Origin of the sequence: Okeania sp. SIO2B3, from assembly GCF_010672525.1 — a bacterium.
Taxonomy (GTDB): Bacteria; Cyanobacteriota; Cyanobacteriia; order Cyanobacteriales; family Microcoleaceae; genus Okeania.
On record NZ_JAAHGH010000064.1, the window covers coordinates 1 to 17,440 of the forward strand.

Sequence of the window (17,440 nt, forward strand, 5' to 3'; positions counted from 1 at the left end):
GAGGAGGGTGAGGATGGGGGGGTGGGGTGGGGGAGGGGGGGGAAGGGGGGGAGGAGGGGAAAGGGGGGAGAGGGGGGAGAGGGGGGAGAGGGGGGAGAGGGGGAAGAGGGGGAAGAGGGGGAAGTAAGAATTTTGTCTACAGTCCTCACTTATAGTGTATTTTTCAATACAATTTTCTCCCGAAAAAGCCGCTCTTAGACTTACCCATAACTTGTCTTTTTTGTCTACGTTTTATGTTAAGAAAGATGTTTATAAAGCATAGCTCTTAAGGATGGGGTTTAGATTAACATTAACTTGGCTAAAATTAGCAAAAAAAATGTTCGGTTTTTTTATTACTTAATAACTGAAGTGCTACCTAAGTATAGCATTAATGCATGGGAATTGGTATAATTACTTATGGATAGTCTTTGATATGCCACCCCCGTGTATTATAACCACAAACAATTTTAAGTACCCCTGTTAATTGTGGGGTATTAAACCCACAAAAGAAAATATAAATAATTAACACATTAAGTGGTTAATAATTATCAAAAAGGTCATTCTTCCTGTATTAATTAGTTAATAATTTTTTCACCTAAGAAAAGCATTCTTTTTTCGGGGTTGCACATTATGGAATGATCAGGAAGAAGGAAGAAGGAAAAAAATTTGAGGGGTTGCACATCATGGAATGATATTGCCAAAAATTAGTTTAGATTGTGACTAAAAAAATCTAATATTAATCATTCTAGTAATTCTCAAATCCCAAACCCCATTCAATCAAAAATCTAAAATCATTCGTCACTATGCAATGCCCTTTTTCCACTCTTAGTATAAGAGGCAGCATTCTATTTATCTTAGCTTTCCTTCGGAAAGAAAATGCTTACTAAAAAAGAGTGAGTAGAGCCAGCAAATTTTAAGTCAAATTTCAAATTAAAGAAAGACATGAAAATAATAAATGGGCAAGGTGGTTCTACTTTTTCCAGGTGACTAATTAGTTATCCGAAATATTAATATCAAAAATAAAAATGACAGATAATACATCCTCTGCTACAGGTGATTCTGTACCGGAAAAACCATCCCTAAAAGCTGGCTTACTTGCTCTTAAACAACAAAATTATCCACAGGCGATCGCTCATCTAGAAATAATTTCTCAACAAGAAACCCTGAAGCAAAAGTTAAAAGCAAAGATGGGTTTAATAGTAGCTTATGAACGAACTAAACAAATAGATAAAGCCATTACCCTATGCCGTAATTTAACAAAAATATCTAATGATGAAATTCAAACTTTTGCTCATCGTCATCTCCAAGAATTATTAAAGCGATATCCGCAAAAAAATCCTAAAAAATCAACTATTCCTGCTCCTAAACCTCCACCATTACCTCCCCCACATCAACAACAAAAAATTCAAACAGGATTTGTTCCATTTAATCCCACTTCAGAGCAAAATGCCTCAGCCAAAAATCATCAAAAACCATCTCAAAAAAATATTAATTTATCGAACATAAATAACTCGGTAAAAAATTCTAGTCAACCTTCAGATATTGTCGAAAATCCTCAGTCAAATCAAAATGATATAGATACAGAAAAAAATCAAACACTACCTTTATCAACAGAAATTAATAACTCCAATTCAAAACCCTCAAATAAACCCGACAAAAAATCAACAGATATTGCTAAAGATATAGACGATCGCTCGCCAAAAATAATATGGCGTGAAGCGGGAAGAGCAAAAGGAGGTCGTCAACTTAAATCTCCTAACTTAAGTCTTTTCTGGTTAGAAAAAATAGCTGTAGTTGCTGGTCTATATTGGCTAAGTCTGACTATATTAAAGTTGAGTTTAGACTTTACTAATGATTTCCTAGTTTGGCTGCCTTATTTCCAACCAATTCAAATTTTTTACCGAGACCCTACTCGAAATTTTATAATTTTTATCACAGCATTATTTATCTTCTCTCCTTGGTTAATTGATGGATTATTAATTCTTGGTTACGGTCTAAAAAAATTACCAACAACAACTCTAATTAATTACAGTAAAGAAGCCAATAAACTGCTCCGTAGCTTTTGCCAAAAACGAAAAATACGAGGAATTAAATTGAAAATTTTACCAATAGATGTTCCTATAGCATTTAGTTATGGATGGTTGCCTCGTTTTTTCAGAATAGTTGTTAGTCAGGGATTGTTAGATAATTTAACAGAAGATGAAATTGCCACTATTTATGCCAGGGAAATTAGTCATGTTAAAACAGGAGCCTTTTGGTTAATGTCTATGGCTACTTTGATACTTCAAATTCCCTATACTATTTATTGGCAATTAACTTTTTGGGCAGACTGGGTATTAGATTTTGTAGACCACAGATTACCCGATTTTTTACCAGAATTTATCAAATCTTGTTTACCTATTTTAGTATCCGGTTTTAGAGTATTCGCTGCAATAATTTCCACCCTTAGTTATGGCTTATATCGGTTGCTAAGATTGCCTGTTTTATGGTTATCTCGTCGAAGAGTATATTATAGCGATCGCCTAGCTTGTAACTTAACAGGAAATCCTAATGGTCTGACACTAGCTATTCTTAAAATCACAATTGGAATGGCTAATGATATACAAAATCAAGGCAAAATTAGAAATTTATTAGAAAGTTTTGAACTATTAATGCCAGTCGGAATAAATCAAACTATTACTATTGGTAGTATTTGTTCAGATAGTAATTTTGCATCAATTTTTAACAGGGATATTACTAACCCATATCGTAATTGGTTGGCAATTAATGATACTCATCCTTTGCTTGGCAATCGGTTGAAAATGTTAGAATTATATGCTAAATTTTGGAAGCTAGAGACTGAGATAAATTTAGAAAATATCAATGCTAATACAATTGAAAAAAATCAGTTAAGTAGGAATCAGCAAGGGAAGTATTTAACTCCACCAAGTTTTGATTTACAAAAACTTTTACTTCAGGGAGCGCCTTTTTTCGGAATGTTAATAGGTCTACTTTTTGCTAGCTTACTTTGGTTAATAGGTGGAATTTCATCTGCTTTTGGTCTTTGGAGACTGGATTGGTTATTGGGGGATATTTCGATTTTAGTTGGCTCTTTAGCTATAGGTTTTAGTATTGGTATTTTGATTAGAATTAATCACTTTTTTCCCGATATTAAACCAGCTAAAATTTGGCAACATCCTAATTTGCTAAAATTGCTAACCGACCCAGAAGCTTTGCCATTAGATAGTCAGCCAATTCAGTTAAAAGGCCAACTGCTCGGCAAGAGTGGGATGAGTAATTTGTTGGGACAAGATTTGATTCTACAAACAACAGAAGGACTGATAAAGTTACATTATTCTTCTCAATTAGGTCCTATTGGTAACTTGTGGCCTGGACTAACTAATCCTGGCGGTCTTGTTGGTAAGCCTATAACTGTTACTGGTTGGTTGAGGAGAGGGGCTATTCCTTGGATAGATATCGATAACTTAAAAACTGATAATGGTCAAACTATTAATAATGGCCATCCAGTCTGGTCAACGGTCGTAGCTTGTATTTTTTCTATATGGGGAGTTTATATGATATATGTAGGCAGGTTGTAATTATCAGATTATGTAAAGAAAGCTTGCACTATTAAACAAACAGTGTTAAATTTGTCTATAAATTAAGTTTGCTTAATTAAAGTAACTTCATAATTTTGCAGAACTTCAGGATGTAGGTTTATATTAACTTGTAGAGATATTACATCTTTTTAAAGATATAAACTTATGCTATTTAATATTAAGTATAGTTTTGTTAATTAGTAATAAAGCTCAAAAACTCATTGTCGGCTAAACTTCTTGTATGGTAAGTGTCAATCAATCTCCCAACACAGTAATTTATGCCAGCTACATCTTTCGGCTGTTTTTTTTAAATTAAGAAACTTCGCGGTCTTAGAATTGGAGATTGTTTAATAGTTGATCTGTGTGATTTTTCTTGACTTTGCATATTTGCGGTATTATGTGCGATTGTGCGATTATTCTAATTTAATCTGTCTTTTCCTAAGCTGGAGTTCTATCCTCATCATTCCATGAAAATGTAACATCATTTCTTTTCTAGCTTTTTAGCGTTAGCGCTAGTGCATCTCATTTTGAACAGACAACTCCTATATTAAAAATATCTCAAGTATGTTTTTCTTGATTGCCATGATCGATAAATCTTGATGTATCTTTAGTGTAAGATTTTGGGATTTAGGTGTATCAATCCTATTTGAATCTTAATGAAACACTCACAAAATACAAGCTATCCTTGATAATAATATAGAGCTTTTCTTTTAGGATAGGGCTTTCAACCGAATTTAGTGGAAAAAAAATATTAGTAGCCAAATTTTGCAAAAATATGTAGATTATTGACTTATGGTTATGATAAGTTTATACTGGTAAGACACAATATTGTCTGTTAAAAAATTAAATATCTGATATGAACATTTCCGGTTTGCTAAGAAAATAACGCAAATATTATAGTTAATAGTTAGTCTTTAACAGTAGGGAGTATACTAAAAATAAATATACTATGTAGTAATTGGTTTGCTTGAATTTAGCAGGCTTTAAAGTTATATTGATCAATTAGGGTTATAAGCGTTTAGCAAATCAATATCAATAAAGAAGTAATTTAGCAAGACCTATAGCCTTGTTTGCTGAGTGGTGACTAATAAAGTTTAAAAACAACCTGATAAAATCAGATTATCTGCTAAAGTTAACCAAATTGGAAAATGGGATATCATTTCACTTTTTATTAAGGTAAATAGTAATATTTGTTTCAGGTTTTTTGCACTTCAGAGTCAAGAGCAGTTTTTTTTGAGCGCCCTCTTCTTTTGTTTGTGTTCAGTCAATCTCAGTTAACAAAGTTTTTGTTTTATTGTAATTAAGCAAGTCAAAGTCTGGAGGAAATTAGTATGTCAATTCGTTTGTATATAGGTAACCTACCTAAAGAAGTAATGGAACGTCAAGAACTGCAAGAAGTTTTTGCCCAAGAAGGTGATAGTGTTACCGCTAAATTGATCACAGACCGTAAAACTGGTAAGTGTCGTGGTTTTGGCTTTGTAACAGTCAAAAATGATGAACAAGCTGACCAAATTATTGAAAAGTACAATGGTTATCAGTTTAAAGAAAGTCCTTTAAAAATTGAAAAAGCTTTGCCCCGCTCTAAGAATAAGAGCGAGTCAGAAAAGACTGAGGATGAGTCAAAACCAGCTAACAAAAGCAGTGGCAAGGTTAAAAAGTCTCGTCGTGAAAAGGATAAAGGAGGATCTAAGACTACCAGTAGTACTCCTAATTCTAGCGGAAATGATGCAGTTCAGCCAGACCCTCGTTGGGCAGATGCCTTAGCAGAGTTGAAACAGCGTTTAGCAGCTACTACTAATTCTTAAGAAAACAAACGGTGTTGCTGAAGCGCGTGTATGATATTCATCTTAATTACTTAGGAGTCAACCCACCCCTAACCCTTCCCAGGAGGGGAAGTCAGGAGCGAAGTAAAGAAAAAGAAAGAGGAATAGAAGGAGAAAGTTTGTTGGTTGCGTAAGCGGAACAGAGTTCTATCCCTAAATTATCCGGACATGATATCATACCTAAAATCACCAACGCCAAACAAGCAATTAAGTTGGGTGTGCGACAGTATGCTTACCATAAAATCTTTAACGTTGGTTGAAGACCCACGCTCTCCCAAAGGGGGAGCGTCGCATGGGAAAACCAATCAATTTTGCGGTTTTGCCAATTAGTGTGTTAATGTGTGTTAATATTAAATAAGGCTGCTGGGCTAGCAGTTTCAGTCTGTGGAGCGACCATAAGGCCAGAAAGAGGTTCGGCCTCGGAGGCAGGTGCTAGGAAGCAGAAAGTCCTGAACCGTGAGGTTTAGGAATCCTGCGTTGTCGCGCTATGTGCAACGTTGGGAGGATGTCAAACAGTCACTTTGAAGCCTTCGATTTAATAAATAAATCAAAGGCTATTTTTATGGTTTAATTTTTGACTAAGACAAGAAAGATTTCAGTTGATTAGTTATACCATTTCTCGCGCATTCTTGCTACATCTGCTTGAGAGTAGGGAGTAGGGAGTAGGGTTAAAAGACATAAGATATTTTGGTTTAATGCCGATAATCGCATGCAAACATTACTGAAGCATTATTATTACTTAATAACTGAAGTCGCATCGGAAGTATAGCATTATTTTATCGTGTCTGGATAATTAGTGATAAAAAAACTTTCTCCTTTTCCTCCTCTTCTTCTTTCTTCCCTCCTGACTCCTGACTCCTGACTCCTGACTCCTCAAAATAAAAACTTATAACACTTTCGATCTAAGTAATGCTATGGGTAAACATACTAACTTTCGAGGGGTAGAAACGTAAGCTCGACGGTTAAACACATCATATTGATTGCGCTCAATAGCATCTAAAATTTTACTGTAAAGCATAGAAGCTGACCAAACAGGCCAACGAATATCAGGATTCAAACGCCTAATACCTTTCTCTGCATCAACAAAAAACTTACGTGCTCTGTTAATCTGAAACTTCATTAATTCTCGCCAGCGTCGATCAATTACACCATTCAATAAATCTTCTTCGGTATAATCAAACAAAGCTAATTCTTCTAGAGGAAGATAAATCCTACCCCGACGAGCATCTTCTCCTACATCTCGTAGAATATTGGTAAGTTGATTGGCAATTCCCAAAGCGATCGCCTCTGATGCGGGAGATTTCATCTGTTGGTTTCTATTCCAGGGAGCAGTCAAACTCGATTGAACCACTCCCATAACTGGCATAGTCATTAAACCAACTGTACCTGCTACTCGATAACAGTAAAGTTCCAGTTCTTCAAATGTTTCGTAGCGACTGCGGTACAGATCCATTTGCTGACCCGCGATCATATCTCGAAATGGTTGTATGTCTAAAGGAAACCTGGATAGGGTATCTACCAAAGCTACATCTGTATCTTCTAGTGGATAGCCAGCAAAGATAGATTCTAGATGTTTTTCCCACTCTTGGAGAGTTTCTGTAGTTGTAGAACTTGACATGGGTCCATCGACCAGTTCATCTGTACGACGACACCAGACATATATTGCCCATATCGCCTTACGTTTAACTTCTGGCATTAACTGAGTACCCATGTAAAAAGTTTTAGAATAGGTAGCTGTGACTTGACGACACAGCTCATAAGACTCTTCTAGTGATACCAGGGATGAACGAGTCATGTGCTGAGAATATTTAGACCGTTGCAGCATTCTTTGCTGGCTTTGGAGTTGTTGGTTGCAGGTTTGCATGAGATTCAAGGTGAGTAGAAGCGTTAGCGGAACTTGCCTTAGTAATTGCCTGCGCTGTCAGCTTTCCAGAAAGTACAGCTCCTTCCATGCTAGCTAGATAGCGCTGCATAGTATAGTCTCCTGTCAGGAAGAAATTTGCAATTGGTGTTACTTGGGAAGGGCGACAATCTTGGCGACCAGAGGTAGCTTTATATACAGAGCGGGGCGTTTTGACAACGTGAGATTTCAACAACTTAGCTGGAGAATTTCCTGTAAAGTGATGGGGAAATAATTTTTCCAACTCTGCCATTGTGGCTGCGACTATTTCTTGGTCGGATTTAGAAATCCAATCTTTGGCGGGTGCTAATACTAATTCCAACATGGAACGATCGGGATTAGCATATTCACGACAGGTGTTACTCATGTCTGCATAGACACTTAGTAGAGGTGAGCGTGAAAACAGTAAGTGGTCTATATCTGTGAGTTTGCGATCAAACCATAGATGTAGATTAATTACTGGTACACCTTCAAGACCATTGAGTTTTTGGAAGTATTCCATCTGCTGCCATGGTTTGGGTAACATTACTTTTAGGGGATCGACTGGCATTGCTGATACATAAGCATCAGCAGTTATTACTCGATCTTCTGCTCCATTTAATCCTCTGATGAGAAATCCACTGACTTGACCATCATCGTTCAGTAAAAATTCCTTGAGCGGTGCATTTAACTCTACTTCTCCACCTCCGTTAGTAATATAATCTACTAGAGGTTGACATAATCGCTCTGTTGGCGAACCATCTAAAAAGGCCATTTTAGAGCCATTTTTTTCTTGGAGAAAACGGTTTAGAGCTGTGAGAATTACGGTTGAGGATATTTCCTCTGGCCCAATAAAGTTCAATGCTTTTGACATGGCGATGAATACTTCTTTCTCTACCCTGGGAGGAACATTCTGTTTTTTCAACCATTCAGAGAAGGTGTATCTGTCCATTTTTTCCACATATTCCTGGCCTTGAAGCATAGCTGGAATCAGACCTATGCCAAATCTAATTTTTTCTGGCCAGGTTAGCATATCGTTATTGCGGAGAATAGCCACAACTCCATTCAAAGGTGCTGGAATATCAGGAAAATCAAATCTAGAGTATGTTCCTGGTTTTTCTGGCTGATTAAAAATCATCGTATGCTGTTTCCATTGCAGTCTATCCTCTATATTTAGTTCTTTGAATAGCTGCAACATATTTGGATAGGCTCCAAAAAATATATGTAGACCAGTCTCGTACCAGTCTCCTTCCTCGTCTTTCCAGGCTGCTACCTTTCCTCCAAGAACGTCCCTTCTTTCTAGGACTATTGGAGTATGACCCATGTCTGTTAGATATTTGGCACAAGAAAGACCGGCTAGTCCCGCTCCCGCGATCGCAACTCGCATTTACTTGGTAAAAACCTCTTTAATTCAATTTACTTTTTTTTTATTATTATTACTTTACAAGTTGTTACAAATTTCAGCAACATCTCATTTTTTCAATTTTTGCTATATATACTTTTGACAAAAAGTAGATAAGTGTGGTAATGTTACAGCAAAATTAGTAATATAATCTAAGTATCTTAATAAAATTTAAAAATACATATTTAAATTTGCTCTTGAATATCCATAACAGATTAAGATTAACAGACTAAGGGTCAGAGGCGATCGCTAAAAAAAAATTAAATTTATTAATCTAAAAAAAAGGCCAAGTTAAGAAATAAGGAGGTAGAGAGCATAATACAAACCCTATAAGTTCAATAAATGTGAGGGTTTTAGCAAGGAAGTCTCAATCGTAGTTGTACCTCTAACAAAAATTAACCTTAGTCCATTTTTAAGTTTATAGGCAGACAGTAAGGTTGACTAACTATTCTTGATTTGCTAACATTTGTTCACATAAGCTCCTATATGTTCATATAGCATTATGGGTTATGTTCCACTTAGGAAAGCCGTAGAAATACTTGGCTTGCATCCTAATACATTACGTAAGTATGCAGATGAAGGCAAAATCGAAATCATCAAAAATGAGGCAGGGCAAAGACTGTACAATGCCCAATCCTACATCAGGGGTGCAACTAGAGCTTCCTTTATTTGCTATTGCCGAGTCTCATCCTCAAAACAAAAAGACGACCTCAATAGACAAGTTGAGTTCATGCAAAATCAGTACCCAGAAGCTGAAGTTATCAAAGACATCGGCAGTGGACTCAACTTCAAACGAAAAGGTCTTAGAGCCATACTGGACAGACTCTTGCGAGGGGATCAGCTCACAATTGTTGTTACCTGTAGGGACAGACTTACCAGATTTGGATTCGAGCTTATACAGTATTTGGTCGAACAAAACGGTGGAAAAATCCTGGTTCTCGACAAAACTGTATTCTGTCCAGAATCAGAAATGGTCGCCGATGTTCTCTCTATCATCCACATTTTTTCCTGTAGAGTCCACGGACTCAGAAAGTACAAACAAAAAATCAAAGAAGATTCGGATTTACCCCAGCCGTGAACAAAGACAATTACTCAGGCAATGGATAGGTATGGCTAGGTTTACCTATAACCGCACTGTTGAATATCTAATGCAACCTGATACCAAAGCTAATTGGAAAGCAATCAAAGGTGGTATCCTGAATAATTTACCTGAGTGGGCAAAGCTTGTCCCTTACCAGATAAAATCTATTGCTGTTCGTGATGCTTGTATAGCAGTGAGAGAAGCGAAAGTTAAGTATTCTAAGACAGGGCAACGACAACAGGTCAAATTCAAATCTCGTAAAAACCCGATTCAGTCTTGCTACATACCTAAGTCGGCAGTCTCATCTAAAGGTATTTATCATACTAAACTAGGCCAAATTAGATTTTCTGAGCCATTACCAGAATCTTTCGGGGATTGCAGAATAGTTGTACAGCAGGGTCAATATTATCTTTGTTTGCCAGTGGATTTACCAAAGTACAATCTGGAGAATCAAGGTCGAGTTGTGGCATTGGACCCTGGTGTGAGAAACTTTCTGACATTATTTTCTGAGAATAGTTTTGGTTGGATAGGTTCCGGTGAGATTGGTAAAGTTCAAAGACTTTGCTACTACTTAGATGATTTAATCTCTAGATTGAGTCAAGCTAAATCTAAAACCAAGCAACGAATGAAAAAAGCAGCTAATCGAATGAGGTTAAAAATTAGAAATCTTATTTCGGAGGTGCACCATAAAACAGCTTTGTTTCTAGTCCAAAACTTTGATGTAATTTTACTTCCAACTTTTGAAGTTTCTCAGATGATAATCAAATCAAGTAGAAAACTCAGAAGTAAGTCAGTTAGACAAATGCTGAATTGGGCACATTACAGATTTGAGCTTTTCTTGAAACATAAAGCTGCTGAGTATAACAAAGCTGTTTTAGATGTTTCAGAAGCTTATACTAGCAAAACCGTTAGCTGGACTGGTGAAATTCTGAATAATTTAGGTGGTAAAAAAGTTGTTATTGGTAATGATGGTTTTCGCCTCGATCGTGACCTAAATGGAGCGCGTGGAATTTTGATCAAAAGCGTGGTAGAAAATTTTTCTACCACATTGGGAGATACCCCCTCAGCAGGTTAATCTAGCTGTGCATTGTTAACAAATTTAGCAAAATAGTATCGGCTATCCTCAAAGCTTGAGAAGTTTGAAACGATAGAATAATCAATAAAAGGACAGAATAGAGAAAACTAAGCCATGGGCAAAGTAGTCGGCATAGACCTGGGTACAACAAACTCCGTAGTCTCCGTTATGGAAGGCGGAAAACCGATAGTGATAGCTAATTCAGAAGGAATGCGGACAACTCCATCTGTAGTTGGCTTCACTAAGGAAGGAGAACGAATAGTCGGACAAATGGCCAGAAGACAAACTGTTCTGAACCCTCAGAACACTTTCTACGGGGTTAAACGATACATTGGACGTAAATACTCTGAACTATCTCCAGAGTCAAAGCGGGTTCCCTATACAATTCGCCGAGATGAATATGGGAATGTCAAAATCAAATGTCCTCGGATGAAACGAGATTTTGCTCCGGAAGAAGTCTCAGCAATGATATTGCGGAAGTTGGCAGATGAAGCAAGTCGCTATCTGGGAGAAGAAGTTACAGGGGCAGTAATTACCGTACCAGCCTATTTTAATGATTCCCAAAGACAGGCCACTCGTGATGCAGGGACCATTGCGGGTTTAGAAGTTAAAAGAATTCTTAATGAACCAACGGCTGCATCTTTGGCCTATGGGTTAGAGAATACAGAAAATCAGGTGATTTTGGTCTTCGACTTGGGTGGAGGTACATTTGATGTATCAATATTAGAGGTAGGAGATGGAGTATTTGAAGTTAAATCTACGAGTGGAGATACCCAACTAGGGGGTAATGACTTTGACCAACGAATAGTAAATTTCTTGGCAGAACAGTTTTTAGAGACGGAAGGAATAGATTTAAGAACAAGCGATCGCCAGGCGTTACAACGGCTGATGGAGGCTGCGGAGAAAGCTAAGATAGAATTATCTGGGGTCGGAGTGACTGAGATTAACCTACCCTTTATTACGGCCACACAAGAGGGTCCTAAACATTTAGAAACTAGACTGACTAGGTCTCAATTTGAAGGACTTTGTGGGGATTTAATTCCCAGAATTGGACGCCCTGTCAAAATGGCATTAAAAGATGCAGGTATTAGTCCTTCTATGATTGATGAAGTAGTATTAGTGGGTGGTTCAACTCGGATTCCTTTTGTCCAAGATTTAGTTTACTCTCTTATAGATAGGGAACCAAATCAAGGGGTTAATCCTGATGAAGTTGTGGCTGTGGGAGCTGCTATTCAGGCCGGAATTTTAGCTGGTGATGTGCGAGATGTGTTGCTGTTGGATGTCTCACCTTTATCTTTTGGCTTGGAAACTATTGGTGGGGTGATGAAAAAACTTATTCCTCGGAATACTACTATCCCGGTGCGACGTTCTGATATTTTTTCTACTTCAGAAAATAACCAGACTGTAGTTGAGATTCATGTTATTCAGGGAGAACGAGAAATTGCTGCGGAGAATAAGTCTCTAGGAAAATTTAAGCTTACGGGTATTCCTCCTGCACCACGGGGTGTGCCACAGGTACAAGTAGCTTTTGATATTGATGCTAATGGTATTTTGCAGGTGACTGCAATGGACAAAACTACAGGTAGGGCTCAAAGTATTACGATTCAAGGGGCATCGACTTTGACTCAGCAAGAAATTAATCAGATGATTCGGGATGCTGAAAAATTTGCTGAGACAGACCGACTTAGAAGGGAGCAAGTAGAAAAGCGGAATCGTGCGGAGGCTTTGGCCTTTCAAGCTGAACGACAACTCAGAGAAGTGGCCTTAGATTATGGTATGCAATTTGCTGCTAGGAGTCGTCAACGGATTGAGATGTTGATTAGGGAACTAAGGGATAGCCTGGAGAGGGATGATGAGCGGGGTATTGATCAGGTAGGAGTTGATTTACAAGATGCTCTATATGACCTGAATCGTGAAGTGTCAATTTATACCTCTGATTCAGAGGATGATGATTTCTTTGGATCTGTGCGTCGGAGTATCTCTGGAGAGGACCGCAAGCGCAAGGAACGCTATGATTATGATAATAGGATAGATCGTCGGCCTCCTGATCGAGTCAGTTATAACAGACCGACTAGACCAAATCGTTATTATCAGAGTGATGATTGGAATGATGATGATGATTGGCTATAACTATTTTAGATTTTACGGGAGATAGTTTGGTACTTAGTTACAAGATATAGTTAAAATAAAAAGTGATTTTATTGTTGTGAATAAGTGATGAAGATTGGAGAATGTCCTGAGTAAATTGGTGACTTTCTATGATTTTTCTCTAAAAGTGAGAAAGTTAAGAAGTTTCAAATATCCTACCATTTTGCCTCAAAGATTTATAGAAAATATTTATAGTTAAAACTTATAAGTTTAAGTTAGCAGATGCAAAATTTTCGGAATTATTATCAGATTTTAGATGTTTCTAAAGATGCTTCGGTGGATGAAATTAAGAAAGCATATAGGAGACTGGCACGACAGTTTCATCCAGATGTGAATCCTGGTGATAAGGAGTCAGAAGAAAAATTTAAAGATATTAATGAAGCTTATGATATTTTATCGGATATAGAAAAACGAACAGAATACGATAAGTTTATTCGATATTGGAAACCTAAAGGAATTGGGGGTAGGGTGGGGATACGAGTTCCTGATTTTAGGAATTGGGATAATCGTGATGAAAATGGGCGAAAAAATGAAAAAAATTCAGATGTTAGTGATTTTTCAGATTTTAATACTTTTGTAGACCAACTATTGGGTCGTCGCCGTGAAGTTAGAACTCCAGTTGCTTCGACAATTCCAAAAACTCAGACTTCTAATGTTTATCGTCCTGGTCAGAAAAAGACTACTTATAAGGCAGCAGAACGGGAAGTAAAAAAGGATATTGAGGCTAGGTTAACTTTACCTTTGGAAAAGGCTTATGTGGGAGGGGTTGAAAAAATACGTTTGGAGGATGGCCGTTCGATAGAGGTGAATATGCCGATGGCTATGGTTAGTGGTCAAAGAATTCGTCTGAAAAATCAGGGTATTGGTGGGGGAGATTTGTATTTGAAGATTACGATCGCTCCTCATAATTTTTATCAGTTGGAGGGACCGGATATTTTTTGTGAGTTGCCTATTACTCCTGTGGAGGCTGTTTTGGGTGGGGATATTGAGGTGCCGACTTTGGATGGTTGGGTGAAGATGAAGTTGCCAGCGGGGGTTTTTTCTGGTCAACGTTTGCGACTTGCGAGTAAGGGGTATCCTGATGGGAGGGGTGAGCGTGGCGACCAGTTGGTGGAAATTAAGATTGTGACTCCGAAGGAGCCAACTCAGGAGGAGTTGGAGATTTATCAGAAGTTACGGGAGGTTGAGAGGTTTAAACCTCGGAAGGATTTGCCTGTTTAATTTGAGTTTTAGCTGTGCGGTTGGTTTGAAGATTGATAACTATTTTTCATGTGTCTTATTCTTCTCAAGTTGAATAAAACTTCATGCGCATGGGCGAGCACACCCCAGTATATATATCCTATCGCAGTTTTTGAGCAGATGCAACCTAATTAGGGTTTGCTGAATAAAGTCTTTTGGTAGGGGTAGGGGTAGGAGTCAGAATTCAGAATTTCCTACGGAATGCTCCGCAAACATAATTCAGGATAAATGGGAATTATAGAGGAGGTGGTCGGAAAAATTGTAAGAGTGATTTTTCTGCCATAATCGTCTCAAAATACTAGCTTTTCCAGCTTTTTCCACTGAAAAGCTCAAACTTTTTTCGACCAAAAAATGCTACAACCAATATTAATCAATGCTTTGATATTTAATCAGCAAGCCCTAATTATCCTCTGATTTTTTCTGGGCTTCATAAAATGACAAGATTCAACTTAAATTTCCAGAGGAGTTCATAGAATCTGTTTCACTTTTTTAGTTGAATAAAAAGTCATTTATGGGGGGCGAACGAACCCCAATATATATATCCTATCGCGACTTTTAAGCGGATGCAACCTAATTATCCTCTGAATTTTTTTGAGCTTCATAAAATGACAAAGTTAAATATTTTGACTACATATACTCATAGGAAGTAGGAAGCGATCGGGCAATCTTTCTATTAGATCAAATCCGTTTAATTCGGTATAAAAAAATATTCCATCTTCACCCAGAGCGGAAATAATTCCGAGTTCTCTTCTATTCTGGATTCTGAATTCTGAATTCTGAATTCTGATTCACTATCTTATTAAACCGATGCTACCGGATTTGATATTACTTGTCTATTATTTATTTAGGATGATTTTTTTTGAAGCGGAAGGAAGTTTTGGAAAAGAATTCAGAATTGTGTACAAACCAGGCTTAACGAGACTTTGATATTTTTGACGGTGAAAATTGCTTCAAACTCAACAGTAGCAAGGAAAATACGAAGCTCAGGCTAAAAATTGCTCTTTGGGTAGCATGACCCAGGAAAACCTAGATATATCAACAAATAAGCTATTTTGACATTAAAGTATTACATAGCAAGAGTTTAAGGCTTTTTTTAAGGCGTTTTTTTGCTAAAGTCCCGTTAACTCGCTTACCACTAAAACTATATTCAGTTGAATTATCGGCATATAAACAGGTATCTTGTCTCTCTAGCCCTTACAGCAGTTTCGGAGTTAGTAAGGTACAAAATTTTAGGACTTTAGGCAACAGCTCCGGAAGGCAACAGATAATTAATAAACTGTACCTCACGCTTCCTCAAAAGTGCTGTCAAAGAAGTTGGTTTCCCACTTACCTAAAAATTTTGATGAGTAAATCAAAAAAACTGCTAAGTCTCAAAATTAGGCTGGTATGTAAGTTTTAGTTATAGGTTTTAGTCTTTTAGTTTGAAAATTTTTAATTTTGTCATCAACCTCTGACAAAATCGGAGAAAAGTTTTCCCAATCAGCTCACGAAGTTTCAATATTTTTAGCGCTTTTACTCGGTTGTGTGATACTCTAAATGGTAGAAAAATCCAAGGGTTAGTATTGCTTAAAAGAATTTTGAGGCTGCAAATACCTATATTGTCGTTGTTTTTAGAGGCGATCGCCTGAATTTATTTGACGATGAATGACTAATTTTTCTCTCCTCATTTTTCAGTAGATTGATAGATTGATTGTTTTGTGGTATGTAGCTGGAAATCTTTATTAGAAACTTGCTTGTGGTATTTTTTGCCTGGCACTGGTAGAGGTGCGGTTGATTATTTTGCCAGAGTTGTTGATAGTAACTACCTCAAAAATAAATACTTCTCCTTTTAAACTAGCCATAAAATTTAACTGGTGAAAATATTTAAACCCACATTCCGCACCACCAGTGGTATAGAATCAGGAGTCAGGAGACAACCCACCCGCGGGGCCCGACCGTGGAGGGAAAGACAGGAGACAGAATTTTAGAAGAAAATCATAGCTGCTGTGATTGAGTCATCAATCAAGCAAGTATTTATGCGTAAATTTTTGACTCGGAATTTGATCAACGAAAAAAGTAATTGAGATGATTTGCATGTATAAATACCTACCAAACTATGGATTTGCATACTAATTTTAATGTTACAAATTGAAGTTCCGAATGTGGGTTACATAGTACCGTAGCAAATTCGACTATCAAAACTAGGTTAGCTAGGGTAAGTAAATTTTTACCTACCCTACCAAAACTAAGTAGAGCAGGCTAAAAAAAGACACTGTATATTTAATCAAAAAACCCCTAAAGCCATTTAATATAAACTTTTGAGCTAATTTACTATTTGATAAATAGTGCCCAAAATTTACCATTTTCTACTTAATAGTTATTAATTACTGCTGAAACTGGCGAGCGCCGAAAAGATTTTCCTTTGCTTTTTCATCAAACTTCTTTGTCCGACTCTCACTTAAAACTGCTAAACCACGACTCACTGCAGGTCGCTGACTAATAGTTTCAAACCATCGCTTTAAATGAGGAAAGTCTGATAAATTTTGCCCTTGTTTTTCATGGGGTACTATCCAAGGATATATTGCCATATCGGCAATAGAATAATCTCCCGCGACATATTGTACTTGAGATAATTGTTGATTTAATACTCCATATAAACGTGATGCTTCATTGGTGTATCTTTCAATTGCATAGGGAATTTTTTCCGGTGCATATTGACGAAAATGATGAGCTTGCCCTAACATTGGGCCAATACCTCCCATTTGAAACATTAGCCACTGAATTACTGTGTAGCGATCGCCTGGGTTATCGGGAATAAAGCGACTTGTTTTTTCAGCTAAATAAAGCAAAATAGCTCCTGACTCGAAGATGGAAATAGGGTTGTCATTAGGTCCATTGGGGTCAACAATGGCTGGCATTTTATTGTTAGGGCTAATTTTCAGATATTCTGGTTGAAATTGGTCTCCGGCGGTGATATTAACTGGAATTAAGTTATAGGGGGTTTCTGTTTCTTCTAACATAATAGAAACTTTCCAGCCATTAGGAGTAGGCCAATAATATAAGTCGATAGTCATAGTTTAAAAAGCTCCAATTTTTCTTGAGTTTGCTATTAAAAAGGATTTCCTGGCGGAATGCTGTGCAAACAGCACTTCAGCACTTCAGCAATCAGCAGTTAGCTTTTTATAAGGGGATTTAAACTTTCCTAAAATTAAGCAATTTAATAGAAGTCGGAGATTTAAACCCAAGCTTTTCCGTTC

Annotated in this window: 9 protein-coding genes; 6 read left to right on the top strand and 3 right to left on the bottom strand. The window is 37.2% G+C overall.

Annotation, left to right across the window (positions count from 1 at the left end):
- Positions 1–1,004: 1,004 nt before the first annotated feature.
- The gene (locus F6K15_RS26840) at positions 1,005–3,557 is read left to right on the top strand and encodes a M48 family metalloprotease (protein WP_293066753.1); all 2,553 of its coding nucleotides are present in this window, start codon (positions 1,005–1,007) and stop codon (positions 3,555–3,557) included.
- 1,331 nt (positions 3,558–4,888) lie between these two features.
- A complete protein-coding gene (locus tag F6K15_RS26845) occupies positions 4,889–5,362 on the top strand; it encodes an RNA-binding protein (RefSeq protein ID WP_293066756.1) in 474 nt (157 codons plus the stop codon).
- Between the two features lie 904 nt (positions 5,363–6,266).
- Here F6K15_RS26845 and crtB read toward each other — a convergent pair.
- Positions 6,267–7,205 (bottom strand): 15-cis-phytoene synthase CrtB, encoded by a 939-nt coding sequence (crtB, locus tag F6K15_RS26850; RefSeq protein WP_293066822.1) that lies wholly within the window; start codon positions 7,203–7,205, stop codon positions 6,267–6,269.
- On the bottom strand, positions 7,189–8,646 hold the full coding sequence (gene pds / locus F6K15_RS26855) for a 15-cis-phytoene desaturase (RefSeq protein ID WP_293066759.1): 1,458 nt from the start codon (positions 8,644–8,646) through the stop codon (positions 7,189–7,191). Before pds ends, crtB begins: the two co-directional genes overlap by 17 nt.
- A 517-nt stretch (positions 8,647–9,163) precedes the next feature.
- On the opposite strand from pds, the gene F6K15_RS26860 reads away from it, so the two are divergent.
- From F6K15_RS26860 to F6K15_RS26875, 4 genes are all read left to right on the top strand, one after another.
- Positions 9,164–9,739 carry an IS607 family transposase gene (locus tag F6K15_RS26860; RefSeq protein WP_293066762.1) on the top strand — a complete coding sequence of 192 codons (576 nt, stop codon included), beginning with the start codon at positions 9,164–9,166 and terminating at the stop codon, positions 9,737–9,739.
- A complete protein-coding gene (locus F6K15_RS26865) occupies positions 9,642–10,817 on the top strand; it encodes a transposase (RefSeq protein WP_293066764.1) in 1,176 nt (391 codons plus the stop codon). The genes F6K15_RS26860 and F6K15_RS26865 overlap by 98 nt, the downstream gene beginning before the upstream one ends.
- A gap of 114 nt (positions 10,818–10,931) precedes the next feature.
- Complete coding sequence (gene dnaK, locus F6K15_RS26870) at positions 10,932–12,947, top strand: molecular chaperone DnaK (RefSeq protein WP_293066767.1); 2,016 nt, start codon at positions 10,932–10,934, stop codon at positions 12,945–12,947.
- A gap of 240 nt (positions 12,948–13,187) precedes the next feature.
- Entirely contained in the window at positions 13,188–14,186 is a 999-nt protein-coding gene (locus F6K15_RS26875; RefSeq protein WP_293066770.1) for a J domain-containing protein, read from the top strand.
- A gap of 2,381 nt (positions 14,187–16,567) precedes the next feature.
- Here F6K15_RS26875 and F6K15_RS26880 read toward each other — a convergent pair.
- The gene (locus F6K15_RS26880) at positions 16,568–17,257 is read right to left on the bottom strand and encodes a glutathione S-transferase family protein (RefSeq protein WP_293066772.1); all 690 of its coding nucleotides are present in this window, start codon (positions 17,255–17,257) and stop codon (positions 16,568–16,570) included.
- Positions 17,258–17,440: the final 183 nt, after the last annotated feature.